The organism is Rhodoferax sp. LB1P47, assembly GCF_056521445.1.
This window is the reverse complement of the sequence record NZ_JBWMAU010000005.1, coordinates 133,104-158,340: the sequence shown is the minus strand read 5'-3', so window position 1 is coordinate 158,340 and position 25,237 is coordinate 133,104. Positions and strand designations below refer to the sequence as shown.

Here is a 25,237-nt window from a genome sequence, read left to right as displayed (position 1 = left end):
ATCAGGCCAGCAAACTCCGCGCCACCGCCTCCGCCACCTTGATGCCGTCCACCCCGGCCGACAAGATGCCGCCCGCGTAACTGGCGCCTTCGCCGGCCGGGTACAGGCCGCGTACGGTCAGGCTTTGGAAGTCGCCGTCCCGGGTCATTTTGATGGGCGAGGAGGTGCGGGTTTCTACGCCGGTCAGCACGGCATCATGCAGATCAAAGCCCTGGATCTTGCGGCCAAAGGCAGGTAGCGCCTCGCGGATGGCCTCAATCGCGTAGCCGGGCAGGGCGCTGTGCAGGTCGCCCAGCAGCACGCCGGGTTTGTAGGATGGCTCCACGCTGCCAAGCTGGGTGGAGGAGCGCCCGGCGATGAAGTCGCCGACCAGTTGGCCTGGGGCTTCATAGCTGCTGCCGCCCAGCACATAGGCGTGGGATTCGAGCTGGCGTTGCAATTCAATGCCCGCCAGCGGGTGCGTACTGGGGAAGTCTTCGGGCGTGATCCCGACGACGATGCCGGCATTGGCGTTGCGTTCGTTGCGCGAATACTGGCTCATGCCGTTGGTCACCACGCGGCCCGGCTCGCTGGTGGCGGCCACCACGGTGCCGCCGGGGCACATGCAAAAGCTGTAGACGGCGCGTCCATTGTTGGCGTGGTGCACCAGTTTGTAATCCGCCGCGCCCAGCAGCGGGTGGCCTGCGTGGCGGCCCCAGCGGGCGCGGTCGATCAGGCTTTGCGGGTGCTCGATACGAAAGCCGATGGAAAACGGCTTGGCTTCTACATACACACCGCGCGCATGCAGCATGGCAAAGGTGTCGCGGGCGCTGTGGCCTAGGGCCAGCACCACGTGGTCGGCACGCAGCTCTTGTGTTTCGCCCGTGGCTTGGTTCAGCACGGTCAGGCCACGCATCTTGCCATCCACAATTTCTACGTCGGTGACCCGCTGTTCAAACCGCACCTCACCGCCCAGCGCAATGATTTGCTCGCGCAGATGCTCCACCACCTTAACCAGCTTGAAGGTGCCGATGTGCGGGTGCGCGGCGACCAGAATTTCTTCGGGCGCACCGGCTTTCACAAATTCTTGCATCACCTTGCGGCCCAGAAAGCGCGGGTCCTTGATCTGGCTGTACAGCTTGCCGTCCGAGAACGTGCCCGCACCGCCTTCGCCAAACTGCACATTGCTCTCGGGCTTGAGCACGTTTTTGCGCCACAGGCCCCAGGTGTCTTGGGTGCGCTGGCGCACCGAGGTGCCGCGCTCCAGCACGATGGGTTTGAAGCCCATTTGCGCCAGCACCAGCGCCGCAAAAATGCCACAGGGGCCGAAGCCAACCACCACCGGGCGAATGGGCATGTCGGCCGGTGCTTGTCCCACCGGGATGTAGACCATGTCGGGGCAGGGGCGCAGGTGCGGGTTGTCGGGGTGTTGCCGCAGCAGTTCGGCCTCTTGTGCCGCATCTACCAAGGCCACATCGACGATGTAGACCTGCATCAGCGCGGCTTTGCGGGCGTCGAAGCTGCGTTTGAAGATGCGGAAGTGCGCAATCTGCGCGGGCGCCAGGCCCAGGGTGTGGGCGACCAGCGCGGCCAGCGCCTCTTCGGCGTGGGCCAGGGGGAGTTTGAGTTCGGAGATGCGGATCATGGGGGGGGCAGCCTGGTGGCTTGTAGTTATCAAGCAAGAGGGGGGATTTTAGAAGCTGGCCGCTGGCGGCCCGGGCGGGGCATTCATCCCCCAAATGGAGGATGAAGTGGGCATGGCGGCTGCCGCGCCCGGTCGGCAAGTTGGGGTATCTATTGCTATTGTTTTTGATGTTAAATTTGATAGCTATATGCGCAATTAAAATAAGCGCTTTAGGCCACTTTCATGCCTGAAAATAGCCTAAAAAATTAAGTCTGCACGGCGGAGAAAACTGTCTTTTGTATGCAAAAAGCCATCGGGTTGCAGAATTTCGATCTGCCGATGCATACGACACTGCGCCTCTTATCAATCTGTGGAAAGTACTCTATGCGCGGTTTGGCTTGTGTGGCTGTGATGGGGGTGGTGGCTTTGGCGGGCTGCGGCGGCGGCGGTGGCAGCGGGGCCACGCCCCCGGTGGCTTCGGGCTACCCCAGCGCAGCGGCCAGCTGCGACGTGTCGGGTCAGCGGGCCTGGCTGCGCGACTACATGAACGACCAGTATTTTTGGTACGACCACCAGGGCGTGCCCAATGCCGCTGCCGCCAGCATGGGCGACTACTTCGACAGCCTGCTGTACCAGCCCACCGACCACTACAGCTACGCCCAAACCACGGCCAGCGCCGACCAGTTTTATGTGGAAGGCACCCGCACCGGCTATGGCTACCGGACGGACTGGTTGGACTCGGCGCGTACCACTTTGGTGGTGCAAATGGTCGAACCTTTAAGCCCCGTGGGCCAAGCCGGTTTGCTGCGCGGCGACCGCATCGTCACCATCGACGGCAAAACCTCGACCGACATCGCCAATGGCGCGTTGACGGCCGTGTCCATCACCGGTGTATCCCGTACCTTCGTGGTGCAAAACGCGGCGGGCACCCAGCGCAGTTTTACCGTGCAATCCGCCACTTACGCCCTCAGCCCGGTACACACTGTGAAGGTGCTCACGGCCGCCAATGGGGCCAAAACCGGGTATTTGATGTACCAGGAGTTCATTGCCTCCGGGGCCACGGCGATGGGCGCTGCGTTTGACCAGTTTCGGGCCGCAGGCGTGACCGAGCTGGTGCTGGACCTGCGCTACAACGGCGGCGGTAGCACCCAGCAGGCACGGTATTTGGCGGGCTTGATCGCAGGGTCGGGGCAGATCGGCAGGGTCTTTGCGAAGTACCAGTTCAACGCCAAAAACACCGCCCGCAACTCCACCCAGAATTTTTTAACCACCAGCAATTTGCCCACCGCGCCGCTGGAGGGTTTGACCCGGGTGTTCGCCATCACCTCGGCCAGCACCGCATCGGCCAGCGAAATGGTCATCAACGCCCTGCGGCCCTATAAAACCGTGGTCACCCTGGGCAGCACCAGCTACGGCAAACCGTATGCGTTCCAGCCGGTCGATGCCTGTGGCACCACCTACAACGCGGTGAATATCGTGACTACCAATGCACAAAATGTGTCTGTGCCCAGTGACGGCATCGTGCCCAGCTGCTCCGTGGCCGACGACGTGAACCATGTGCTGGGCGACCCGGCGGAGTCGATCACCGCCGCCGCCTTGTCATTTATCGCCTCCGGGAGCTGCCCCACAGTGGCCAGCGCCGCCAAGAGCCTGGCGCGCGTGCCGTCGCGTGGCTTTGGCGACATCAGCCCACCGCAGATGCGGCTGGATTGACCCAGCGCCCTGATATCGCCCGCTAAAATCGAGGGTCTTTACGTACGCTGCATGCGGTACGCAGCCCTCTTCTAAACACCTCTCCCATGTCTGCACTCCCTGTTTCCACCGCGCCCACCACTTCTTTTGTCTCCGCCGATGCGGCCCTACTGCGCGAAGTGGCCGAACTGGTGGTGGGTGCCCTGAACCTGGAAGTCGCCGCCGCCGACATCGACCCCGATGCGCCGCTGTACGGCGATGGCCTGGGCCTGGACTCGATCGACATCCTGGAGGTGTCGCTCAGCGTGTCCAAGCAATACGGCCTGCAACTGCGCGCCGACCACGAAGACAACGCCCAAATTTTCAGCTCCCTGCGCAGCCTGAGCGACCACATCGCCGCCCAGCGCAGCAAGTGATTCCGACGACCTTTGCCCGCTGGCTGCGCTGGGGCAAAGTCGCCGGGGGCGCGGCCTTGTGTGTGGCCTATTCGCTGTTGGCGCACTTGGCCAGCATCCACCCCGCACCCGGCGTGTGGCAGGTGCTAACGGCCCTGTTTTGGGTGCTGGTGCTGGCCGTATCGCTGGCTTGGCATTCGGCGCACCGGCCGCTGATGCTGGCGCTGTGCGTGGCTGGGGCCGTGGGCCTGGCCAGTATGGGCGACTGGCTGCGGCTGCACTACCAATGGCTGTTTTTTCTGGAACACGCGGGCATGCAAAGCCTGCTGTGCATCGCCTTTGGGCGCACCCTGGCCGCCGGCCAGACACCCCTGGTGGCGCGCTTCGCCGCTGTGGTGCACGGCCCGCTGTCGCCGCCATTGCAGCGCTACACGCGCGGTGTCACCTGGGCCTGGACGCTGTACTTTGGCCTGATGGCCAGCCTGTCGGTGTTGTTGTTTAGCTTTGCACCGATGGCCTGGTGGTCGGGCTTTGCCAACCTGCTGGGCCTGCCCTTGGTGGCGCTGATGTTTGTGGGCGACTACCTGGTGCGCCGCTGCGTGCTGCCGCCGCAAGACGTTACCGGCCTGTGGCAGGCGGTGCAGGCCTATCGGCAGGTGGGCAGGCCGCCGTTGCAATAATTTGATTTGATTTTTTCGATGTTGACCTTTCCCCTTGTGGCGCACGCCCATTTGACCGATGTGGTGGCCACGCGCCGACCCCGTGGTGCCAACCGCCAAAGCGTCACCGTGGCCCGCTTTGTGGCCGACGTGGCGCAGCTGGTAGCCGTGCTGCCCGCAGGCGGCCACGTGCTCAACGCCTGTGCCGACCGCTACCACTTCGCCGTGGGCCTGGCCGCTGCGATGGTGGCGGGTAAAACCAGCCTGCTGCCGTCTACCCACACGCCCGAGATGGTGCACCAGATGCAGGTGTTTGCCCCGGATGTGTTTTGCCTGAGCGACGGCCCCTGCACCATCGCCTTGCCGCAATGCGTCTACCCCACAGCCTGGGCTGCCGCCGACGCGCCCGCCACTGCCGTGCCGCAGATTCCGGCCGACCAAACCGTGGCTTTTGTGTTTACCTCTGGCTCCACCGGCCGGCCCGTGCCGCACCGCAAAACCTGGGGTGCGCTGGTGCGCAATGTGCGCGCCGAGGCCGAGCGGCTGGGCTTGGTGGCGCGGCCAGATGGGGCCGTGCACAGCATCGTCGGCACCGTGCCACCGCAGCACATGTACGGCTTTGAATCCACCGTGCTGGTGGCTTGGCAAAGCGGTGCGGTGTTCAGCGCCGACCACCCGTTTTACCCGGCCGATATTTGCAGCGCCCTGGCCCAGGTGGACCGGCCCCGCGTGCTGGTCACCACCCCGGTGCATTTGCGCGCTTTACTGGACTCCGGGCTGGAGATTCCGGCGCTGGACCTGGTGGTGTCGGCCACCGCGCCTTTGTCGCCGCAGTTGGCGAAGGCAGCAGAGGCCGCACTGCACATGCCGCTGCTGGAGATTTATGGCTCCACCGAAACCGGCCAGGTCGCCACCCGGCGCACCGCGCAAGGGGCCGAATGGCAGCTCTTTCCCGGCCTGCAATTGACCGCGCAAGACGGCGGCACCTGGGTCTCGGGCGGCCATGTGGAGCAGCCCGTGCCAATGGGCGACGTACTGGAGCCGCTCAGTGCCACGCATTTCTTGCTGCACGGGCGGATTGCCGACCTGGTCAATATTGCCGGTAAGCGCAGCTCGCTGGCCTATCTGAACCACCAGCTCAACGCCATTGCCGGGGTGCAGGATGGCGCGTTTTACATGCCCGAAGAACGCGGGGTTGACGGCGTGACCCGGCTGATGGCCTTTGTGGTGGCCCCGGGTTTCACGCAGGCCGCGTTGCTTGCCGCGCTGCGCGAGCGCATCGACCCGATTTTTCTGCCGCGCCCGTTGCGGCTGCTGGAGCAGTTGCCGCGCAACAGCACCGGCAAACTGCCACGCGAAGCCTTGCAGGCGCTGGCGCAAACCGCCTCCAAACCCCATGCAGTTTGAAACCACCTGGCCGGTAGCACCTGACCACCCCGCCTTTGCCGGGCACTTCCCTGGCGCGCCCATCCTGCCCGGCGTGGTGTTGTTGGATGCGGTGCTGCTGTGGGCCGAGACGGTGACTGCCAGCGTGGCCGGCCAGATCGGCAACGCCAAGTTTTTAAGCCCGGTGCGCCCCGGCGAGCTGCTGGCCTTTGCCCTGGTGTGCACCACGCCCGGCAGCGCCCGTTTTGACATCACCTGCGGCAGCCGCAAGGTGGCGACCGGGCAGCTGGCATTGACCTCCCGGATGCCGCCATGAACGACCTCTCCGACCACTGGAAGCAGCGCCCGGAGCGCAGCAATATGCTGATGCTGAGGCTCATGACCTGGATCTCGCTGCGGCTGGGGCGGCGGGTGGCGCGCGGCATTCTGGTCGGCATTGCGGCCTACTTTTTACTGCTGGCGCCCACGGCGCGGCTGGCATCGCGGCAGTATTTACGCCGCGTTTTGCCGGGGCAAAAAATCGGCTGGCGCTGGCAGTTTCGGCACTTCATGGCCTTCGCCTCGATGGTCCATGACCGGATTTATCTGGTCAACGACCGCTTTGATCTGTTTGACATCCAGATACACGGCCACAGCCAGGTGTTGGAGGTGCTGGCCCAGCAGCGCGGCGCGTTCATGTTGGGCGCGCACCTGGGCAGCTTCGAGGTGCTGCGCGCCGTGGGCCAGCAGCAGCCGGGCCTGCGGTTGGCGATGGTGATGTTTGAAGAAAATGCACGCAAGATCAACGCCTTGCTGCAGGCCATCAACCCCGCCGCCCACAGCCACATCGTGCCGCTGGGCAAGGTGGACTCGATGATGGAAGTGCACGCCCTGCTGGAGTCGGGCGCGGTGGTGGGCATTCTGGCCGACCGCTCGCTGGGCAGCGACAGCACGCGCAGCCTGCCGTTTTTGGGGGCTGCTGCGGCCTTGCCGGTGGGGCCGTTCCGCATGGCCGCGATATTGCGTCGTCCGGTGCTGTTCATGGTGGGGTTGTATGGTGGCGGCAACCGCTACGACATCCACTTTGAAACCGTGGCCGACTTCTCGCAGATTCCTGCGGGCGGGCGCGAAGCCGCCGTGCAGGTCGCGATGGCGCGTTACGTGGAACTGCTGGAAAAGTACTGCCACGCCGCACCCACCAATTGGTTCAATTTCTTCGACTTCTGGCAACCACCGGCCACGCCCCATTTAAGCCCATGATGCAAAAATTCTTTCGATCTATGGCGGCTTTGGCTTTGGGCTGCGCAGCCTTATCGGCCCACGCCTGGGACCTGGAGCAGCTCATGCAATCCCTGGCCCGCAATACCTCCGGGCGGGCCACGTTCACCGAGCAAAAATTCATTGCCCTGCTGGACAAACCCGTGTTGTCGTCTGGCGAGCTGCTCTACACCGCCCCCGACCGGCTGGAAAAACGCACCCTGCTGCCCAAGCCCGAAACCCTGGTGCTCGACCGCGACACCGTGACGGTGGAGCGCGGCAAGCGCCAGTACGTGCTGCGCGTCAAAGACTACCCCGAGCTGGCCGTGTTTGTGGAAAGCATCCGAGGCACGCTGGCGGGCGACCGGGCCTCTTTGGAGCGCCTGTACCAATTGACGCTGGACGGCAGCGAAGCCCGCTGGAGCCTGGTGCTGCGCCCGCTGAATCCCAAGATGTTGGCCGTGGTGCAGCGCATCACCATGCAGGGTGAGCGCGCCGAGCTGCGCAGTATCGAAATCGAGCAGGCCGACAAAGACCGCTCGCTGATGCGCATCGACAACGCCGTCGCCCCATGAAGAGGCGCATGACCCAGCGTATTTTTAGCCGCAGCTTCCTACCGGTATGGCTGGCCCTGATCGCCCTGTTGCTGGGCGGCGCAGTGGTGCACCAAACCCGTTTTACCGCCGACATGTCGGCCTTTTTGCCCCAGGCTCCCACGCCCGAGCAGCAGTTGCTGGTGGACCAGTTGCGCGACGGCCTGGTCTCGCGCCTGGTGCTGGTGGGCATAGAGGGCAGCGACGGCACTACCCGCGCCGCCCTGTCCAAAGCCGTGGCCCAAAAGCTGCGCAGCGAGCCGCAATTCAGCAGCGTCAGCAACGGCGAAACGGTGGCCCTGGAGCGCGACCAGGCATTTTTAATGGCGCACCGCTACCAGCTCAGCCCGGCCATGCAGCCCGCGCACTTCACGGTGGACGGCCTGCGCGCGGCCCTGGGCGACACGCTGGACCTGCTGGCCTCGCCCGCCGGGCTGCTGGTCAAATCGCTGCTGCCCCGCGACCCGACCGGCGAGTTGCCACTGCTGCTCGACCAATTAGGCCGGGGCGGCACCGGCCCGCGTACCGCCGACGGCGTGTGGGCATCGCGCGACGGCGAACGTGCCTTGTTGCTGCTGCAAACCCGTGCGGCAGGCTCTGACACCGACGGCCAGCAGCGGGCGATGGACCGCATCCACGCCGCGTTTGCCGAGGCCGTGGCGGCCCACCAAGGCGCGGCCACCACCGCCAAAATCGTGCTGACCGGCCCCGGTGTGTTTGGCGTGAACGTGCGCAACACCATCGAGTCTGAGGTTACGCGGCTGTCCACCATCAGCATCGTGTTGATCGTGCTCTTGCTGTGGTTGATCTACCGCTCGGTGGTCACGCTGGCGCTGGGCCTGCTGCCGGTGCTGGTGGGCGCGGTGGCAGGCATTGCGGCGGTGAGCCTGGGCTTTGGCACGGTGCACGGCCTCACGCTGGGCTTTGGCACCACGCTGATCGGCGAGGCGGTGGACTATTCCATCTACCTGTTTGTGCAGTCCGAGCAGTCCGATTCGGACAACGGTTGGGTGCAACGCTTTTGGCCCACCATCCGGCTGGGGGTGATGACCTCGATCTGCGGCTTTGCATCCCTGCTGTTGTCGGGCTTTCCGGGCTTGGCGCAACTGGGCTTGTATTCGATTGCCGGGCTGGTGGCTGCGGCCTTGGTCACCCGGTTTGTGCTGCCGCAGTTGCTGCCCCAGCGCTTTAAGGTGCGCGATGTATCGGCCCTGGGCCTGCGGCTGGCGCTGCTGGTGCGGCGGGCGGCGGCCCTGCGTTGGGCCGTGCTGGGCCTGTGCGCGGTGGCCGCGCTGGCGCTGGCCGTGCAGCGCAACACGGTGTGGAACCAGGAGCTGGCGGCGCTGAGTCCGGTTTCCGCCTCCGACATGGCCCTGGACGGCGCGCTGCGTGCCGACTTGGGCGCGCCCGATGTGCGCTACCTGGTGGTGGTATCTGGCGCTAACCAGGAAGCCGTATTAAAGGGCGCTGAAAAAGTCGTCGCCCGCCTGCAACCGCTGGTGGACGAGCACCGTATCGCCGGGGTGGACAGCCCCACCACCTTGCTGCCCAGCCTTGCCACCCAGCAGGCCCGGCAGGCCAGCCTGCCCGCCACCGCCGACTTGCAGGTGCGGCTGACCGAGGCGCTGGTCGACATGCCGCTGCGCGCCGAACGCCTGGCCCCGTTTGTGCAAGAGGCCGAGGCGGCGCGGCTGGCCCCGGCCTTGCAGCGGGCGGACCTGGACGGCACGTCTTTGGCGCTAGCGGTAGACGGCATGCTGTTGCAGCAAAAAACCGCCGATGGTTCGCCGCGTTGGAGCGTTTTCATGCCGCTGCACCCACCCGCCAACGGCGAGATCGACCCGGCCCGTATCCGCCCTTTGTTGGCCGGTACGGGTGCGATGTTTGTGGATATGAAGGGCGAAACCGACCGCCTGTACGCTAGCTATTTACACGAGGCGGTGCTGCTGTCGGGAGCTGGGCTGCTGGCCATCGTGCTGCTGCTAGCCGTGGCCCTGCGCTCGCCGTTGGCAGTGTTGCGGGTGCTGGCGCCCTTGGTGGGCGCGGTGCTGTGCGTGGCGGCGGCGCTGGTGTCGGCCGGGCACAGCCTGACGATTTTGCACCTGGTAGGCTTGCTGCTGATTGTGGCCGTGGGCTCTAACTACGCGCTGTTTTTTAGCTCTGGCAAGGGCGACATCACCCCGCGCACGCTGGCGTCTCTGCTGTTTGCCAATATGACCACGGTGGCCGGCTTTGGCATTTTGGGCTTCTCGCAGGTGCCGGTGTTGCAAGCCATTGGGCTGACGGTGGGGCCGGGCGCGGTGCTGGCCCTGTGCTTCTCGGCAGTGTGGGCGCAGACCCCTCGGGCGGCGTGATGCATTGGACGCTCTGGACCAGCCTGTGCCTGCATGTCGGCGCGGTGGGCGCTTGGGTGCTGCAGCCCGCGCAATGGCGCTGGGCGCTGGCCGTGCTGGTGCTGAACCATGCTGTCGTCACCCTGGCGGGCCTGCTTCCGCGCTGCGCGTTGCTGGGTTCCAACTGGACGCGTTTGCCCGCAGCCGCAGCCGCACGCGGCGAGGTGGCGCTGACGATTGACGACGGCCCCGATCCGCTGGTCACGCCGTTGGTGCTCGATCTGCTAGACCAGTACGCCGCCCGTGCCACGTTTTTTTGCATCGGCGCGCAGGCCGCGCTGCACCCTGACCTGTGCCTTGACATCGTGCGCCGGGGCCACGCAATTGAAAACCACAGCCAGCAGCACCGGCATAACTTTTCCCTGCTGGGGCCGCGTGGTGTGCAGCGCGAGATACAGGCCGCACAAACCACGCTGAGTGGCCTGTGCGGCACGCCGCCACGCTTCTTTCGTGCCCCCGCCGGGCTGCGCAATGTGTTCCTCGACCCGGTGTTGCAGCGCCACGGTTTGCAGCTGGCCAGCTGGACACGGCGCGGTTTTGACACCCGCAACGGCGATGCCCCCGCCGTGGCCCGCACCCTGACCCGCCATTTGCGGGCGGGCGATATCTTGCTGCTGCACGACCGCCACGCGGCCGTCACCGCCCAGGGCGTGCCGGTGATTCTGGAAGTGCTGCCCCTCTTGCTGGCCGCCATACGCGCCGCCGATTTAAAAACTGTCACCCTCCGATCTGCCTTGCTATGACTCTTTCCTTGACGGTTCGCGCCCTTATTACCCAGGCCGCCGCGCCTTACCGGGCCGCAGGCCATTACGCCTGGCGTTTCGCCGCAGGCAAATTGGGCGGCGACCCGGCGTTTGTGCAGCTGTTGGCCCGGGGCTTGTTGGCCGGGCGGGCGCGTATTTTGGATATTGGCTGCGGCCAGGGCTTGTTGACTTCGTGGCTGCTGTCGGCCCAGCAGTTGGCAGTACAGGGGCGCTGGCCGTCCGACTGGGCGGCAGCACCCAACCCGCAGCACATCCAGGGTATCGAGCTGATGCAGCATGACGTGCAGCGTGCGCTGGCAGCCCTGCCAGATGCCGTGCAGGCAGGCCGCGTCGGCTTTGTGGCCGGGGACATGTGCACTACCGCCTTCGCGCCGGTGGATGCGGTGGTGATTCTGGACGTGCTGCATTACGTGCCCATTGCCGCGCAAGACGAGGTGTTGCGCCGCGTTAAAGCTGCCTTGAACCCTGGCGGCGTGCTGCTGCTGCGCATTGGCGATGCGGGTGCGGGCTGGCCGTTTCGCTTCAGCAACTGGGTGGACTTTGTGGTCACCACCTTGCGCGGCCACCGCCTGGGGGCTTTGCACTGCCGTCCGTTGGCTGCGTGGGTCGATCGCTTGCAGGCGCTGGGCTTTACCGTTACGCCGGAACCCATGAGCCAGGGCACGCTATTTGCCAATGTGCTGCTAGTCGCCCGTCTTTAGAATCCGCTTAGTTTTTTCCTTCTCGCCTGTGCAACCACTTCTTCTTTCCCATTTCACCGCCACCAGCGCGATTGGCCACGGGCTGGCCTCGGCGCTGGATGCTTTGCGGGCGCAGCGCAGCGGCTTGACCCCCTGCGACTTCGGGTCCGCCGTGCTGGACACCTGGATCGGCCGTGTCAGCGGGGTGGACGATGAGGTGTTGCCACCCGACTTGCAAGCCTTTGACTGCCGCAACAACCGGCTGGCCCAGCTGGCTTTGCGCCAGGACGGTTTTCTGGCTGCCGTGCAGGCTGTGGCGGCCCGCGTGGGGCCGCAGCGGGTGGGGGTGTTTCTGGGCACCAGCACGGCGGGCATTTTGCAGACCGAGCTGGCCTACCAGCACCGCGATGCCACTACGGGGGCCTTGCCCGCCGATTTTTGCTACCCGCAAACCCATAACCCGTATTCGGTGGCCGACTTTGTGCGCCGCAGCTGCGCGCTCACCGGCCCGGCGATGGCCGTGTCCACCGCCTGCTCGTCCAGCGCCAAGGTGTTTGCCTCGGCCCAGCGCATGCTGGCGGCGGGCCTGATCGACGCGGCGGTGGTGGGCGGCGTGGACAGCCTGTGTCTGACCACGCTGTATGGCTTCAACTCGCTGGGCTTGTTGTCCAGCCAGCCGTGCCGCCCGTTCGATGCGGGCCGCAGCGGGATTTCGATTGGCGAAGGCGCAGCCTTTGTGCTGCTGGAGCGTGCCCCCGCAGTGCTACCTGCCGACGCGGTGCTGCTGCTGGGCGTAGGCGAGTCCAGCGACGCGCACCACATGTCTTCGCCGCACCCCGAGGGGCTGGGGGCACGTTTGGCCATGCAGCAGGCCCTGTGCAGTGCGGGGCTGGAGGCGGGCGATATCGACTACATCAACTTGCACGGCACCGCCACGCAGAGCAACGATGCCGCCGAAGGTTTGGCGGTGCGGGCGGTGTTTGGCGGCCATGCAACGCCATGCAGCTCCACCAAGGGCGCCACCGGCCACACCCTGGGCGCGGCAGGCGGGCTGGAGGCGGTGTTTTGCGCACTGGCTTTGCAACACGGCTTCATGCCCGGCGGCGTACACACCGAGGCGCTGGATGCCCGGCTGGACGTGGCCTATCTGCTGCACGGCCAGGCAAGGCCGCTGCGCCGCGTGCTCAGCAATTCCTTTGGTTTTGGCGGCACCAATTGCAGCCTGGTTTTGGGAGCCGCTGGATGACCGCGCTGACCGTATATATCGACGGCGTGGGGCTGCTCGGCCCCGGCATTGCCGACTGGGCGCAGGGCCAAGAGCAGTTGGCGGGCCGTGCGCCCGGCCAGTGGCTCAAGACCGTGCTGACCGCACCGACGCATCTGCCACCCGCCGAGCGCCGCCGGTCCGGCCCCATCATCCGCGTCTCGCAGGCGGTGGGCTATGCGGCGGTGGCAGCGGCGGGGCTGGCGGTGCGGGATGTGGTGTCGGTGTTTACCTCGTCCAGCGGCGACGGGGTGAATTGCCACGAAATTTGCAGCCAATTGGCCTCGGACGACCGCCTGATTTCGCCCACCCGTTTTCACAACTCGGTACACAACGCGGCCTCGGGCTACTGGGGCATTGCCACCGGGGCGATGGCTGCATCGACCGCCCTGTGCGCGTTCGACGGCAGCTTTGCCGCCGGGCTGGTCGAAGCGATTACGCAGGCGGTGGTGCAGGCCGAGCCGGTGCTGCTAGTGGCCTTTGACACCGACTACCCCGAGCCGCTGCGCAGTGCCCGCCCGGTGCCCGACACCTTTGGCCTGGCCCTGGTGCTGTCGCCCGTGCGCACCGCCCACAGCCTGGGTCAGGTCACGCTGCACCCGTCCAGTTACCTCAGTTCTGGCCCTGCCGATGTGTTGATGGATGCCGTGCTGGAAGCCCAGCGCCAGAGCATTCCTGCTGCACGCGGCCTGCCGTTGCTGGCCGCGCTGGCCCGCCAGCAGACTGGGGTGGTGCGCTTGGACTATCTGGACGGCTGCCGCCTGGAACTGGTGTTCACCCCGTGCTGAACGCCGCCGACATTGCCCGGCGCATTCCGCACCAGGGCCGCATGTGCCTGCTGGACCGCGTGGCCCAGTGGGACGACACCACCATCGTCTGCACTGCCAGCAGCCACCGGGCGTTGGACAACCCGTTGCGGGCCCACGGGCGGCTGGGTGCAGCCTGCGGCGTGGAATATGCCGCCCAGGCGATGGCCGTGCACGGTGCGTTGCTGGCGCAGGTGGATGCTGCGCCCCGCGTCGGCTACCTGGCCAGCGTGCGCGCGGTAGAGCTGTGCGTGCCGCGCCTGGACGACCTGGTGGGCGACCTCACCATCACCGCCGAGCGCATCACCGGCGATGCCAACAACATCCTCTACCGCTTCACGGTGGCCACCGACGGCCAGGCCCTGCTGACCGGCCGGGCCGCCGTGGTGCTGGATGCCAGTGCATTCACCCCCCATTTTTAAAGAATCTTCGATGACCGTATCTATGCATACCCAGTTTGCAGCCATAACGCGCGCCCTCAGAGATGCCGTGGAACCGGCTTTGCCGGGCCACTGGTATCGCCCCCTGCAAGGGGGGTGGCGCAGCGTAGCGCAGCCTGGGGGTGAGCCATGAAACGTGCGCTGGTGACCGGCGGCAGCGGGACGATTGGCGCGGCCATTTGCCGCCAACTGGCCCGTGACGGCTTGGCGGTGATCGTCCACGCGAACCGGGGCGTGGCGGCGGCGCAGGCACTGGTGGATGAGATCACCTTGGCGGGCGGCCAAGCCCAGGCGGTGGCCTTCGACATCACCGATGCAGCAGCCACCACGGCGGCGCTCGACCTGCTGCTGGCCGAAGGCCCGATCCAGGTGCTGGTCAACAATGCGGGCATCCACGAGGATGTGGTGTTCCCCGGCATGCAGCTGGCGCAATGGCAGCGGGTGCTGGATGTGTCGCTGAACGGCTTCTTCCACGTCACCCAGCCTTTGACGCTGCCGATGGCCCGCACCCGCTGGGGCCGCATCATCAGCATCACCTCGGTGGCGGCCGTAATGGGCAACCGGGGCCAGGTGAACTATTCGGCAGCCAAGGGGGCTTTGCACGCCGCCACCAAATCGCTGTCGCTGGAGCTGGCCAGCCGGGGCATTACGGTGAATGCCGTGGCCCCCGGCATCATCCAGAGCGCCATGAGCGACGCTGCGTTTGATGCCACCCGCATTGCCCAGATGGTGCCCATGAAGCGCGCCGGTCAGCCCGAAGAGGTGGCGGATTTGGTCAGCTTTTTGGCCTCGGATCGCGCCGCCTACATCAGCGGCCAGATTATTTCTATTAACGGAGGCATGGCATGACTGGTGCAGCGCATGCGGTGGCGGCGGCTGGTTCGGTCCACAAGGCCGAGCTGCTATTGTTTTTTACCCTGGTGCAGCTCACGCTGATCGTGCTGGCCGGGCGCGTGGGCGGGGCGCTGGCCACGCGCTGGGGGCAGTCGGCGGCGGTGGGGGAAATCATTGTGGGCATTCTGCTCGGCCCCTCGCTGTTTGGGTTGCTGGCCCCCGATACGTTTGCCCTGGTGTTCAAGTCGGCCTCCAGTGAGCCGATGCAGATACTGTCGCAAATCGGGCTGATTTTGCTGATGTTCCAGATCGGGCTGGAGTTTGACTTTGGCCACCTGACCGAGCGCCGCAACCGTCGCACCGTGCTGTGGGTTAGCACCGCCTGCATGCTGCTGCCGTTTGCGCTGGGTGTGGGCCTGGGCTGGGTGAGTGCGCCGATTTTGTCGCCGCAGGCCGATGCGCTGGTGTCGTCGCTGTTTATAGGCACGGCCTTGTCGATCACCGCGCTGCCGATTTTGGGGCGCATTTTGATGGAATTTCAGATGACGCGCACCCCACTGGGCGTGATAGCCATCAGCTGCGCCGCCATCAACGATGTGGTGGGCTGGCTGCTGCTGGCCCTGGTCAGCACGTTGGCGGTGTCGAACTTTGACGCGCTGACGTTTGCCGTGAAAGTGCTGCTGGTGCTGGGCTTTTTACTGCTCTGGCAGTGGGGTGTGCGGCCGCTGATGCAACGGGTGATTCGCCACTTCGAGCGCGATCAGGCGGCTGACAGCGACGACCTTCATCCGCACCTGCTGGGCATTGCGCTGGCGATGATTTTTGTGTCGGGCATGGCCACCTACCAGTTGGGCATTTTTGCGATTTTTGGCGGCTTCATGATGGGCGTGGTGCTACACGACGAGCACCGCTTTGTGCGGGCCTGGAAGGCGCGGATCAGCCCGTTTGTACTGGTGTTCTTCCTGCCAATCTTCTTTACCTACACCGGCCTGCGCACCAACATCGGCGGGCTCGACAGCCTGGCGCTGTGGGGCTGGTGCGCACTGGTGTTTGGCCTGGCCACGCTGGGCAAGTTTGGTGCGGCGTATCTGGCCGGGCGCGCCACCGGCCTGAACCACCCCGAGGCCAGCATCCTGGGCATCTTGATGAACACCCGGGCGCTGATGGAGCTGATCATCATCAACGTGGGCTTTGACCTGGGCGTGATCTCGCAAAACATGTTCACCATGCTGGTGATCATGGCGATTGGCAGCACCGTCATCACCACGCCGCTGCTGCGCCGCTGGTTGCCCAAGGTGGGGCATGCGCTACCCGTTCCGGTGGGCGTAGCGGCATAAAATCTGACTGCTATTATTTTAATAGCTACTAGCGCAGGTTATATATGCGCTAGAGGTCTAAAAGACCATTAATTTCAGCCGCCGCCCTATCAGCAGCGGCAGGCGCAATAAAAAGCCTGCAAACAAGCGGCTGTGCATCCAGGTCAGCAGGCAGTTGTCGCGCAGGTAGTTGAAGTGCGACACACCGCCTTCGGCCACGGTGAAGTACTGCACCGTGGCGGGCAGGTTCACAACAGGCACGCCGCGCCAGCTCATGCGCACCACAGCCTCGGGGTCGAAGTCGAAGCGGCGCATCCAGCGCTGGCCTTGCATCACCTGGCGCAGCGGGGCGATGGGGTAGACCCGAAAGCCAAACAGCGAGTCGCCAATGCCGGCCCACAGCGTCTCCAGGTTGGCCCAGCCGTTGGAAATTTTGCGGCCCTGCACGCGTAGCTGGGGTGCGTCGGCGGCAAATACGGGCACGCCCAGCACCATCGCGGCGGGCTGCTGCTGCGAGGTGGCCATGAAGTTGGGGATCAGCGCCGCCGGGTGCTGGCCGTCAGAATCCATCGTCAGTACGTGGGTGAAGCCCTGTGCCTCTGCCCGGTCTAGGCCCTGCAACACGGCCGCGCCCTTGCCCACGTTGTGCGGCAGCACCAGCACCTGCAAGCCGGGGTCGGCGGTGGCCATCGCTTGCAGCAGGGCGGCGCTGCCGTCGGTGCTGCCGTCTACCACCACCCATACAGGGGTCCACTGGGCCCGGGCGGCGCGTACGGTGTCGGCCACCTTGATGCCGGGGTTGTAGCTGGGGATCAACACGAGGTGGGTGGAGGAGGCAGAAGTCATTTAGCGGGAATGTTTAGTCACAGGCAGGTCGGGCAGCAGGGCGTGGGCCAGTTCGGTATGAAAATACTGCTCCAGCGTGCGGGCAAAGGCTTCCACGTTGTCGGGCGGGTCAAAGCGCTGGCCCAGTCGCACGCGGTAGACCATGGGCATGGCTGGGCGGCGCAGCAGCGGCCAGCCCTTGCCCAGAAAGGCGGAGTTGGTCTCGATAAACACGGTTTGCACGGGCACCTGGGCCTGCTTGGCGATCAGCCCCACGGTGCCTTGCAGCCGGTTCACTGGCAGCTGGGTGGTGCGCGTGCCTTCGGGGAACAGCAGCAGGTGGTTACCTTTGCGCACATCGGCCACCGCCAGCTGCACCATCGAGCGCGGCGAGTCGTTGCGGATGTAGCGTGCCAGCCGGGCGCCGGAGCCCAGCAGCAAGTTGTCCATCAGATCGGCCTTCATCACGCACGACACATGCGGCAGGCGCGAGATCACCAGCACCGCGTCCAGCAGCGAGGGGTGGTTGGGTGCAATCACCATGCCCGGCGCGTCGCGCAGCGCGTCCAGTGCGGACAGGTCAAACTTGCAGGCCCCCATCCATGACAGCAGCCGCAAGTATTCGCGAAACACCAGGGTGATACCCCAGCGCCCCACCCAGGTGCCCGCCGCACGCGGCAGCAGCCAGTACAGCGGCAGGGCCAACACCGTCCAGTCCACGCACACCACGGCAAACAGCAGCAGGCCCACATGCAGGCGCAGCGCGTTCAAGCCGTGGCGGATGCCGCGTAACAACCGATGGGCTGGCAAAGGTTTAGACGCTGCCCGCATCCAGCACGCGGATATTGCTTTTGCGACGGCGCACAGCCTGCCAGGTGCGCTTGAAGTTGAGTGCGCAGACGGCGTAGTAAATGCCCTTGAGGATGCGCAGCGAGTTCCAGATGGGGGTTTTGCCGAAAATGTCGCCCGCCAGCATGGACAGCAGGGCCTCTTTGACGCGGAAGTTGTTGCGCGGCTCCATGAACAGGTCGCGCATGGTGGGGTTGGTCACGCGGTAGATGAACCACGAAAACTCTTTTGGCCCGAGCCGGGTTTGCTGGTCAAACCGGCGCAGCGCCTGGGCCGCGCGGGCGGGCTCGCGCAGGCAGGTGTCCACCGTCTCGGCCCCCACGAAGCCGCCGTGCATGGCCAGCATCACGCCGGACGAAAACACCGGGTCGATGAAGGTGAAGGCGTCGCCCAGCAGCAGGTAGTTGGGGCCGTGGGTCTGGTCGCAGCTGTACGAGAAGTTGCCTGTCACCTCCACGTCAGATGCCAGCGTGGCCCCGGCCAGCCGCTCGGACAAAGCCGGGCTCATGGCCAGGGTGGCCAAGAAGAAGTCTTTCACCGGCTGGTTGCGGGTTTTCAGGTAATACGACCAGACCACCGCGCCCACGCTGGTGGTGCCGTCGGCCAGCGGAATAAACCAGATCCAGCCGTGGTCAAACCAGAAGATGGTGATGTTGCCTGCGTCCTGGCCGTCGTGGCGCTTGGCCCCGGTGAAGTGGCCGTACATGGCCGAGCTGTTGTGCTTGGGGTTGCGCTTTTTGGAGTCAAACTTTTTACCCAAAAAGGTGTCGCGCCCGGAGGCATCGACCACATATTTGGCCTGCCACGCGCCCTGGCGGCCATCGTCGTGCTCGGCATGGATGGTGGCCCCGCTCTGGTCGGGGGCAAAGTCCACATCGCGCACGCGGCAGCCCTCAACCACCTCGGCCCCCTTGGTGGCGGCATTGCGGATCAGGATTTCGTCAAACACCGAGCGCCGCACCTGGTAGGAAAACGGCATGGACTTGTCCCACGCATCGGCAAAGTGGAAGGTGGCGCTTTTGGCATCGTGCCAGGGCGAGACAAATTCTGCGCCCCACTTTTCCATCGACACGGCTTTCACCTGTTCCAGCACGCCCAGCTTGTCCAGCAAGGGCAGGTTGGCGGGCAGCAGGGATTCGCCAATGTGAAAGCGCGGGTGGTGGGCCTTCTCCAGCAGCACTACCTTGTAGCCGCGTTCGGCCAGCAAAGTGGCCGCCGTAGAGCCTGCCGGTCCGCCGCCAATCACCAGCACATCGCAAGGGGTGGGCTGCGTAGCCGCAGGGGGCAATTCGGTCATGGGTCGGCCTTCATAGTGCATGGATAACAGTGGCCCGGACGGGCATCGACCGAATCAAGAAGCGGGAGATTTTACTTGGCACACAACGCCCCACGCCCAGGCACTGGGAGTCTCTTTCCCCCGAAAATCAGGGTCTTGAATGCGTTTATTATGGAAAGCAAAAACGCTTGCGACCCTTTTTCTCTCGACCGAAAACGCTTTGTCCTTTATGCCCTTGAGTCTGGCACCCATTGCCCCGCCGTTGTCTTTGCAATACCTGTCCCGCGATGCCGGGCCCCACCCAGTTGCCCTAGGGGTCGTACGGTTCGGCAGTGCCACGCCGACATCCAGCACATTAGAGATCGCCACCCCGGTCCTCGGCCAGCCCGGGGATGTGCTGGAGCGGTGGCATACCGACCAGCCGGTGCGCACCGGCACGCTGGGCCTGCTGCACTACGCCATGACCGACGACGTGCTGTTCGGTGCCATCAGCATCCCGGACACTGACAGCGATGTGGCCAGCCACCCAGGCGGTGCTTACGACCCGCTGCGTCCATCCTTGCTGCAACAGGTGTCGGAGCAGGCCTATCTGGCCGTGTTTGCCGCGCTGGAGTCGCTGGGCTACCCGCATTTGCTGCGGGTGTGGAACTACTTTGCGGGCATCAACACGGTGACCTGCGGCATGGAGCGCTACCTGCAGTTCAACATCGGCCGACAAGATGCCTTCCGCAAGATGGCCCGGCCGTTTTTGGCCGATGCCCCGGCGGCCTGTGCGCTGGGCACCCACGGCGGCGGCTTGCACGTGTACTTTTTGGCCGCCAAAGTGCCACCGCTGGCCATAGAAAACCCGCGCCAAGTCAGTGCCTACTTCTACCCCGACCAATACGGACCGCGCACGCCCTCGTTTTCTCGTGCAGCATTGGCAGCGTTGCCGGGCCAGCGCTGGCTGTTCATCAGCGGCACCGCCAGCATCGTCGGCCACCAAACTCTGCACGTGGGAGATGTGCGTGCGCAAACCGAAGAAACCCTGCGCAACATCGCCGTGTTGCTGGCCCAGGCCAATCTGGCGGAAGGCTCGGAAGGCTGGACCCTGGCCGCCGTGCAATACAAGGTGTACGTGCGCCACGCGGCCGATTTTGAGGCGGTGCGGGCGGTGCTGGACACGCAGCTGCCGCCTGCCGCCGTGCGCGTGTATGTGCAAGCCGACGTGTGCCGCGACGACCTGCTGATGGAAATCGAAGCCACCGGCTGCCTGCCCGTGTCCACTGCCCCCGAGAACACACCATGAACACCTCTTGCCGCTACGGCCTCATGGCGGCTGCTTGCTTGGCCAGCCTGGCCCATGCCGATGAACGCCCCCTGCCCAAGTGGGAACTGGGCGTGGGCGGATCGGCCCTGCGCATCCCCGACTACCGGGGTTCGGACGAATCCCACATCTACGCCTTGCCGATTCCGTATTTTGTCTACCGGGGCGAGCGCATCAAGGTGGACAAAGACGGCGTGCGCGGCGAGCTGTTCAACACCGACCGCGCCCGGCTGGAAATCAGCCTGGGGGCTTCCGTGCCGGTCGATAGCAGTAAAAACCGCGCCCGTGCGGGCATGCCCGATCTGGATGCCACGGTGGAGGTGGGGCCGTCGTTGGAGGTCACGCTGGCCCGCTCGGATGACCGGCGCGTCAAGTTCGACTTTCGGCTGCCGGTGCGCACCGGCTTCACCATCGGGGCCGATAACTTTGGCCGCAGCGTGGGCCTGGTCGCCACGCCCAGCCTGAATCTGGACATCCAAGACGTGGCGGGCTTGCCCGGCTGGAACCTGGGTTTGGTGGGCGGCCTGATGTTGGGTTCGGCCCGCAACCACGCTTACTACTACAGCGTTGACGCGCAGTACGCCGCCACGAACCGCCCGGCCTATGCCGCGCACGGCGGCTACGGCGGCACGCAGATGATCGTGGCGCTGACCAAGCGCTTTGACCAGTGGTGGGTGGGCGCATTTGCCCGCGCCGACGACGTGCGCCACGCCGTGTTCGCCGACAGCCCGCTGGTGCGCAGCAAAAGCTACGTCACCGCAGGCATCGGCGTGGCCTGGATCTTTAAAGAATCACAGTAGGTTCAAGCGGGCAGGAAGCCGTCCACCGACAAATAGCGCTCGCCGGTGTCGTAGTTAAAGCCCAGCACCCGTGCGCCCGCAGGCAGTTCGGCCAGCTTTTGCGCAATCGCCGCCAGCGTGGCTCCACTGGAGATACCCACCAGCATTCCTTCTTCTCGGGCGCTGCGGCGGGCCCATTCGCGGGCCGGTTCGGCATCGACCTGGATCACGCCGTCCAGCAGCGATACGTCCAGGTTCTTCGGGATGAAGCCTGCACCAATGCCCTGGATCGGGTGTGGCGCCGGTGCGCCGCCGGAGATGACGGGCGAAGCCGTGGGTTCGACGGCAAACACTTTCAAATTCGGCCAGGCGGCTTTCAGCACCTGGGCGCAGCCGGTGATGTGGCCACCCGTGCCCACGCCGGTAATTAACGCGTCGAGTCCATCGGGGAAGTCGGCCAGAATTTCTTGCGCTGTGGTGCGTACGTGCACGGCGATGTTGGCCGGGTTTTCAAACTGCTGCGGCATCCAGCTGCCGGGCGTGGCGGCCACCAGCTCTTGGGCACGGGCGATGGCGCCCTTCATGCCCTTTTCGCGCGGGGTCAGGTCGAACGTGGCGCCGTAGGCCAGCATCAGGCGGCGGCGCTCCACGGACATGCTGTCGGGCATCACCAGCACCAGCTTGTAGCCCTTGACCGCCGCCACCATCGCCAGGCCCACGCCGGTGTTGCCCGAGGTGGGTTCGATGATGGTGCCACCGGGTTGCAGCACGCCGGAGGCTTCCGCGTCTTCGACCATCGCCAGCGCAATCCGGTCCTTGATCGAGCCGCCGGGGTTGCTGCGTTCGGACTTGATCCACACATTGGCACCCGGGCCAAACAGGCGCTGGATACGGATGTGCGGGGTGTTGCCAATGGTGTGCAGGATGGTGTCGGCGGGCATAAATTTCCTTTGAAGTGGTCAGCAAATAAATGATTGTGGCGTACGGCGATAATGCAGCTGTGAAGCCCGCCAGACCGCCGCTGGTGCAATTTGGGAAACCAAGCACTGGAGGAACGTCCGGACTGCATAGGGCAGCGTAGCAGCTAATGGCTGTCCACCGTGAGGTGAGGATTAGAGCAACAGAGACGAGTCTTTGCAGGCAACCCCCGTGGGTGGTCTGTGCGGTGTCAGCGCAAGTTGGCACGTGGGTGGCGTAAGCCGCACGCCCCCGGCGCAAGCCGGGGCAGCACAGCACCCTTTGCGGGCAGAGCCCGCAAAGGGTGAAACGGGCAATCTCTACGCGCAGCAATACCAAATAGGCCAACGTTGACGGGGCCCCCTGAGTTGGCGGGTAGGTAGCACCGAGCCGGGCGAGCGATCCCCGGCCCAGATTAATGGCGGTCACACGAGGGGCAACCTTCGCGCACAGAATCCGGCTTATCGGTGGGCTTCACACTATTTTTAATGAAATAAGCCTCTAGCGCACAACTAGTCTGCGTAAGCAGCTCTTAATTGGATAGCATTTTTCCTGTGGATGCTGCCCGCGAACTTCTAGGATGGGCCGCCATCGGGTGTGTCCATGGCCGCCACGCTTCCCCCAACCAGGAGCTTGCATGCCCATCGGCTACGACCCCACCCGTGACGCGCTCTATTCCCCGCAAAACCGCGACCCCCTCTGGGTCGCTGGCCAGCGCTACACCCCGCTGCAGCTGGCCATCGAGGCGGCGCGGCTGGCCTATTACCGGGCGGAGTCGTCCGAGCCAGACCGGTTGCGGCTCCGCAGTGCGTTGCAGTGCCTGGGTTTTGAGCGCTTGCAGCCGTTTGACCATGGCGGCACACAGGCGTTTGGCGCTTTCCGTCCGGGCGATGGCCTGGCCCTCGTTGCCTTCCGTGGTACCCAGCCCGATGATTTCAAAGATCTGCTGGCCGATGTTTCGTTGGCGCTTGTGCCGTGGCAAACCGGCCAAGGCCAGGTGCACAGCGGCTTTGCCAAGGCGTTTGGGCTGGTGCAGCCTGCCATTGCCGACTGGCTGGCATCCGCGTGCGCCGACCGCCACAGCCTGTTGCTGACCGGCCACAGCCTGGGGGCTGCGTTGGCGAGCTTGGCCGCCAGCGTCTGGCGGCCCAACGTGCTCATCACCCTGGGTTGCCCGCGTGTGGGCGATGCGGCGTTTGTGGCGTCGCTGGCAGGCCTGGCGGTTACGCGCTTGGTTGACTGCTGCGACATCGTGGCCCGCCTTCCGCCGTCTTCCTTGGGCTATGCGCATCCCGAGCCCGCGACCCTGGTAACCCACGATGGGCGGGTGCTGGCCGGCCCCAGCGCCGAAGTGGCCTCCGAAGACCGGGATCTGGGCCGGCTCCAGTACCTGCGGCAGTACGCCGGGTGCACCGGCAACGTGCTGTTGCGCGAGCTGGCCGACCACGCGCCGATCAACTATGCGCGGGCTTTCTTTCCGTAACCATGTTCTGCGCGCGCGCCGTCACGCGTCCGCTCCTGGTTTGTGCCCGAAGCACCGCAAAACGGGGGTGAAAGGTGCGCCGCACGGCCGCCTGGGGGGTGGATAGGGGCAGTCCGCCAGCGATAATTCCGCCATGCACATCCCATTCACCAAAATGCAGGGCGCGGGCAACGACTTTGTGGTGCTCGACGAGACCCAGGGCCGCCTCGGCCTGCGCAAAGACCAGTACCGATTCCTGGCCGACCGCCACTTTGGCGTGGGCGCGGACCAGATTTTGTCCGTGCGCGCCGCCACCGCACCCGGCATCGATTTTGAATACGCCATCCACAACGCCGACGGCGGCGAGGTGGAGCACTGCGGCAACGGCGCGCGCTGCTTCATGCGCTTCGTGCACAGCCGGGGGCTGACCACGCAGAGCAGCGTGCGCGTGCAAACCATGGAGCGCGTGCTGCAACTGCACATGCAGGCCGATGGCCGCGTCACGGTGGACATGGGCCTGCCGGTGTTTGACCTGGCGCAGATTCCGTTCGATCCGCAAGGCTTGCAGCCCGAAGCCATAAATAATTGGCAAAAATGGCCTCTAGCGCATATAGAGTATGCACAGGCAGCTATTAAAAGCGTAGCGGTTGTGTCGATGGGCAACCCGCACGCCGTGCTGCTGGTAGACGATGTGGACACCGCCCCGGTGCCCACCGTCGGCCCGCAAGTGCAAAGCCAGCCCTGCTTCCCCAACGGGGTCAACGTGGGCTTCATGCAGGTGGTGTCGCGCAGCCACATCCGCCTGCGGGTGTTCGAGCGCGGCGCGGGCGAAACCCTGGCCTGCGGCACAGGGGCGTGTGCGGCAGTGGTGGCGGGCATCCGCCTGGGCCTGCTGGACGCGCAGGTCGATGTGGACACCCTCGGCGGCCAGTTGACTATCGCGTGGGCGGGCATGGGCCAGCCCGTTTTGATGACCGGCCCGGCCACCACCGTGTTTGACGGCAGCATCACCCTTCCAGATTAATTGAGCATCTTCAAATGAACACCAACAACCCCATCACCGAAGACGACATCGCCAACTTCCTGACCAATACGCCCGAGTTCTTCGAGCGCCATTCGCAGGTGCTGGCCTCGGTGCAGCTCACCAGCCCGCACGGCAACCGGGCGGTCAGCCTGCAAGAGCGCCAGGCCGAAATGCTGCGCGAGAAGATCAAGGGCCTGGAGCACCGCATCATGGACATGGTGCGCAACGGCAATGAGAACGTGATCATTGCCGACAAGCTGCAACGCTGGGCCCGCAGCCTGCTGCTGACCCGCGCCCCCGCCGATCTGCCCGAGCGCATCGCCCACGAGATCGAAGTGCAGTTTGCCGTGCCGCAGGTGGCCATCAAGGTCTGGGGCGTGACCGACGAATACGCCCAGGCCCCCTGGGCGCAAGGCGTGGGCGAAGACGCCAAAATCTTTGCCTCGTCGCTCACCGCGCCGTTCTGCGGCGTGAACTCCGGCTTTGAGGCCGTCAGCTGGCTGGCCAACCCGGCGGCCGCCATGTCGATCGCCCTGATGCCGCTGCGCACCGGCGTGCTCAACAGCCCCAGCCCGGCCTTTGGCATGCTGGTGTTGGCATCGCCCGACGGCCAGCGCTTCGAGTCGGCGATGGGCACCGACTTTCTGGAGCGCATCGCCGAGCTGGCCGGGGCGGCCCTGTCGCGCCTGCGGGCTTAA

Annotated in this window: 23 protein-coding genes, 1 other RNA gene and 1 pseudogene; 20 read left to right on the top strand and 5 right to left on the bottom strand. The window is 65.2% G+C overall.

What is annotated here, in order from left to right; genetic code table 11:
• Position 1: 1 nt before the first annotated feature.
• On the bottom strand, positions 2-1,624 hold the full coding sequence (locus AC0969_RS08650) for an NAD(P)/FAD-dependent oxidoreductase (RefSeq protein WP_479623744.1): 1,623 nt from the start codon (positions 1,622-1,624) through the stop codon (positions 2-4).
• Positions 1,625-1,987: 363 nt separating this feature from the next.
• On the opposite strand from AC0969_RS08650, the gene AC0969_RS08645 reads away from it, so the two are divergent.
• The 14 genes and pseudogenes from AC0969_RS08645 to AC0969_RS08580 all read left to right on the top strand — a co-directional run bounded on the left by AC0969_RS08645 (position 1,988) and on the right by AC0969_RS08580 (position 16,082).
• A complete protein-coding gene (locus tag AC0969_RS08645; protein WP_479623743.1) occupies positions 1,988-3,316 on the top strand; it encodes a S41 family peptidase in 1,329 nt (442 codons plus the stop codon).
• A gap of 86 nt (positions 3,317-3,402) precedes the next feature.
• Positions 3,403-3,711, top strand: coding sequence for a phosphopantetheine-binding protein (locus AC0969_RS08640; RefSeq protein ID WP_479623742.1), 309 nt, complete (start codon positions 3,403-3,405; stop codon positions 3,709-3,711).
• Positions 3,708-4,370, top strand: coding sequence for a COG4648 family protein (locus AC0969_RS08635; RefSeq protein WP_479623741.1), 663 nt, complete (start codon positions 3,708-3,710; stop codon positions 4,368-4,370). The genes AC0969_RS08640 and AC0969_RS08635 overlap by 4 nt, the downstream gene beginning before the upstream one ends.
• A gap of 18 nt (positions 4,371-4,388) precedes the next feature.
• Positions 4,389-6,051 (top strand): annotated as a pseudogene (locus AC0969_RS08630) (AMP-binding protein).
• Complete coding sequence (locus AC0969_RS08625) at positions 6,048-6,974, top strand: LpxL/LpxP family acyltransferase (RefSeq protein ID WP_479623740.1); 927 nt, start codon at positions 6,048-6,050, stop codon at positions 6,972-6,974. Before AC0969_RS08630 ends, AC0969_RS08625 begins: the two are co-directional and overlap by 4 nt.
• Positions 6,971-7,546, top strand: coding sequence for a LolA-related protein (locus AC0969_RS08620; protein ID WP_479623739.1), 576 nt, complete (start codon positions 6,971-6,973; stop codon positions 7,544-7,546). The genes AC0969_RS08625 and AC0969_RS08620 overlap by 4 nt, the downstream gene beginning before the upstream one ends.
• An 8-nt stretch (positions 7,547-7,554) precedes the next feature.
• A complete protein-coding gene (locus AC0969_RS08615) occupies positions 7,555-9,918 on the top strand; it encodes an MMPL family transporter (protein ID WP_479623738.1) in 2,364 nt (787 codons plus the stop codon).
• Positions 9,918-10,700 (top strand): polysaccharide deacetylase family protein, encoded by a 783-nt coding sequence (locus AC0969_RS08610; protein WP_479623786.1) that lies wholly within the window; start codon positions 9,918-9,920, stop codon positions 10,698-10,700. Before AC0969_RS08615 ends, AC0969_RS08610 begins: the two co-directional genes overlap by 1 nt.
• Positions 10,697-11,422, top strand: coding sequence for a class I SAM-dependent methyltransferase (locus AC0969_RS08605; protein ID WP_479623737.1), 726 nt, complete (start codon positions 10,697-10,699; stop codon positions 11,420-11,422). The genes AC0969_RS08610 and AC0969_RS08605 overlap by 4 nt, the downstream gene beginning before the upstream one ends.
• A gap of 28 nt (positions 11,423-11,450) precedes the next feature.
• Positions 11,451-12,647, top strand: coding sequence for a beta-ketoacyl-[acyl-carrier-protein] synthase family protein (locus AC0969_RS08600; protein ID WP_479623736.1), 1,197 nt, complete (start codon positions 11,451-11,453; stop codon positions 12,645-12,647).
• Positions 12,644-13,453 carry a beta-ketoacyl synthase chain length factor gene (locus AC0969_RS08595; protein ID WP_479623735.1) on the top strand — a complete coding sequence of 270 codons (810 nt, stop codon included), beginning with the start codon at positions 12,644-12,646 and terminating at the stop codon, positions 13,451-13,453. The genes AC0969_RS08600 and AC0969_RS08595 overlap by 4 nt, the downstream gene beginning before the upstream one ends.
• Positions 13,447-13,893: a hotdog family protein gene (locus AC0969_RS08590; protein ID WP_479623734.1), complete on the top strand. Its 447-nt coding sequence runs from the start codon at positions 13,447-13,449 to the stop codon at positions 13,891-13,893. The genes AC0969_RS08595 and AC0969_RS08590 overlap by 7 nt, the downstream gene beginning before the upstream one ends.
• A gap of 147 nt (positions 13,894-14,040) precedes the next feature.
• Entirely contained in the window at positions 14,041-14,760 is a 720-nt protein-coding gene (fabG, locus tag AC0969_RS08585) for a 3-oxoacyl-ACP reductase FabG (protein WP_479623733.1), read from the top strand.
• Entirely contained in the window at positions 14,757-16,082 is a 1,326-nt protein-coding gene (locus AC0969_RS08580; RefSeq protein WP_479623732.1) for a cation:proton antiporter, read from the top strand. The genes fabG and AC0969_RS08580 overlap by 4 nt, the downstream gene beginning before the upstream one ends.
• 57 nt (positions 16,083-16,139) lie before the next feature.
• Here the strand turns inward: AC0969_RS08580 and AC0969_RS08575 are convergent, their stop codons facing one another.
• Genes AC0969_RS08575 through AC0969_RS08565 form a run of 3 tightly spaced genes read right to left on the bottom strand, consistent with a single transcriptional unit; the run spans position 16,140 to position 19,032 of the window.
• The gene (locus AC0969_RS08575; RefSeq protein WP_479623731.1) at positions 16,140-16,907 is read right to left on the bottom strand and encodes a glycosyltransferase family 2 protein; all 768 of its coding nucleotides are present in this window, start codon (positions 16,905-16,907) and stop codon (positions 16,140-16,142) included.
• Positions 16,908-17,696 (bottom strand): lysophospholipid acyltransferase family protein, encoded by a 789-nt coding sequence (locus AC0969_RS08570; RefSeq protein ID WP_479623730.1) that lies wholly within the window; start codon positions 17,694-17,696, stop codon positions 16,908-16,910.
• A 4-nt stretch (positions 17,697-17,700) separates the two neighbouring features.
• Positions 17,701-19,032 carry an NAD(P)/FAD-dependent oxidoreductase gene (locus AC0969_RS08565; RefSeq protein ID WP_479623729.1) on the bottom strand — a complete coding sequence of 444 codons (1,332 nt, stop codon included), beginning with the start codon at positions 19,030-19,032 and terminating at the stop codon, positions 17,701-17,703.
• 214 nt (positions 19,033-19,246) lie between these two features.
• Between AC0969_RS08565 and AC0969_RS08560 the strand changes: the two genes are divergently transcribed.
• Positions 19,247-20,299, top strand: coding sequence for a chorismate transformation FkbO/Hyg5 family protein (locus AC0969_RS08560; protein ID WP_479623728.1), 1,053 nt, complete (start codon positions 19,247-19,249; stop codon positions 20,297-20,299).
• Complete coding sequence (locus AC0969_RS08555) at positions 20,296-21,117, top strand: MipA/OmpV family protein (RefSeq protein ID WP_479623727.1); 822 nt, start codon at positions 20,296-20,298, stop codon at positions 21,115-21,117. Before AC0969_RS08560 ends, AC0969_RS08555 begins: the two co-directional genes overlap by 4 nt.
• Before the next feature lie 2 nt (positions 21,118-21,119).
• Here AC0969_RS08555 and cysK read toward each other — a convergent pair whose 3' ends face one another.
• Positions 21,120-22,037, bottom strand: a complete 918-nt coding sequence (cysK, locus tag AC0969_RS08550; RefSeq protein ID WP_479623726.1) for a cysteine synthase A — start codon at positions 22,035-22,037, stop codon at positions 21,120-21,122.
• A 61-nt stretch (positions 22,038-22,098) separates the two neighbouring features.
• Between cysK and rnpB the strand changes: the two genes are divergently transcribed.
• From rnpB to AC0969_RS08530, 4 genes are all read left to right on the top strand, one after another.
• Positions 22,099-22,533: RNase P RNA component class A (rnpB, locus tag AC0969_RS08545), an RNA gene on the top strand.
• A gap of 157 nt (positions 22,534-22,690) precedes the next feature.
• Positions 22,691-23,536 (top strand): lipase family protein, encoded by an 846-nt coding sequence (locus AC0969_RS08540; protein ID WP_479623725.1) that lies wholly within the window; start codon positions 22,691-22,693, stop codon positions 23,534-23,536.
• Between the two features lie 133 nt (positions 23,537-23,669).
• Positions 23,670-24,539, top strand: a complete 870-nt coding sequence (dapF, locus tag AC0969_RS08535; protein ID WP_479623724.1) for a diaminopimelate epimerase — start codon at positions 23,670-23,672, stop codon at positions 24,537-24,539.
• 14 nt (positions 24,540-24,553) lie between these two features.
• On the top strand, positions 24,554-25,237 hold the full coding sequence (locus AC0969_RS08530) for a DUF484 family protein (RefSeq protein WP_479623723.1): 684 nt from the start codon (positions 24,554-24,556) through the stop codon (positions 25,235-25,237).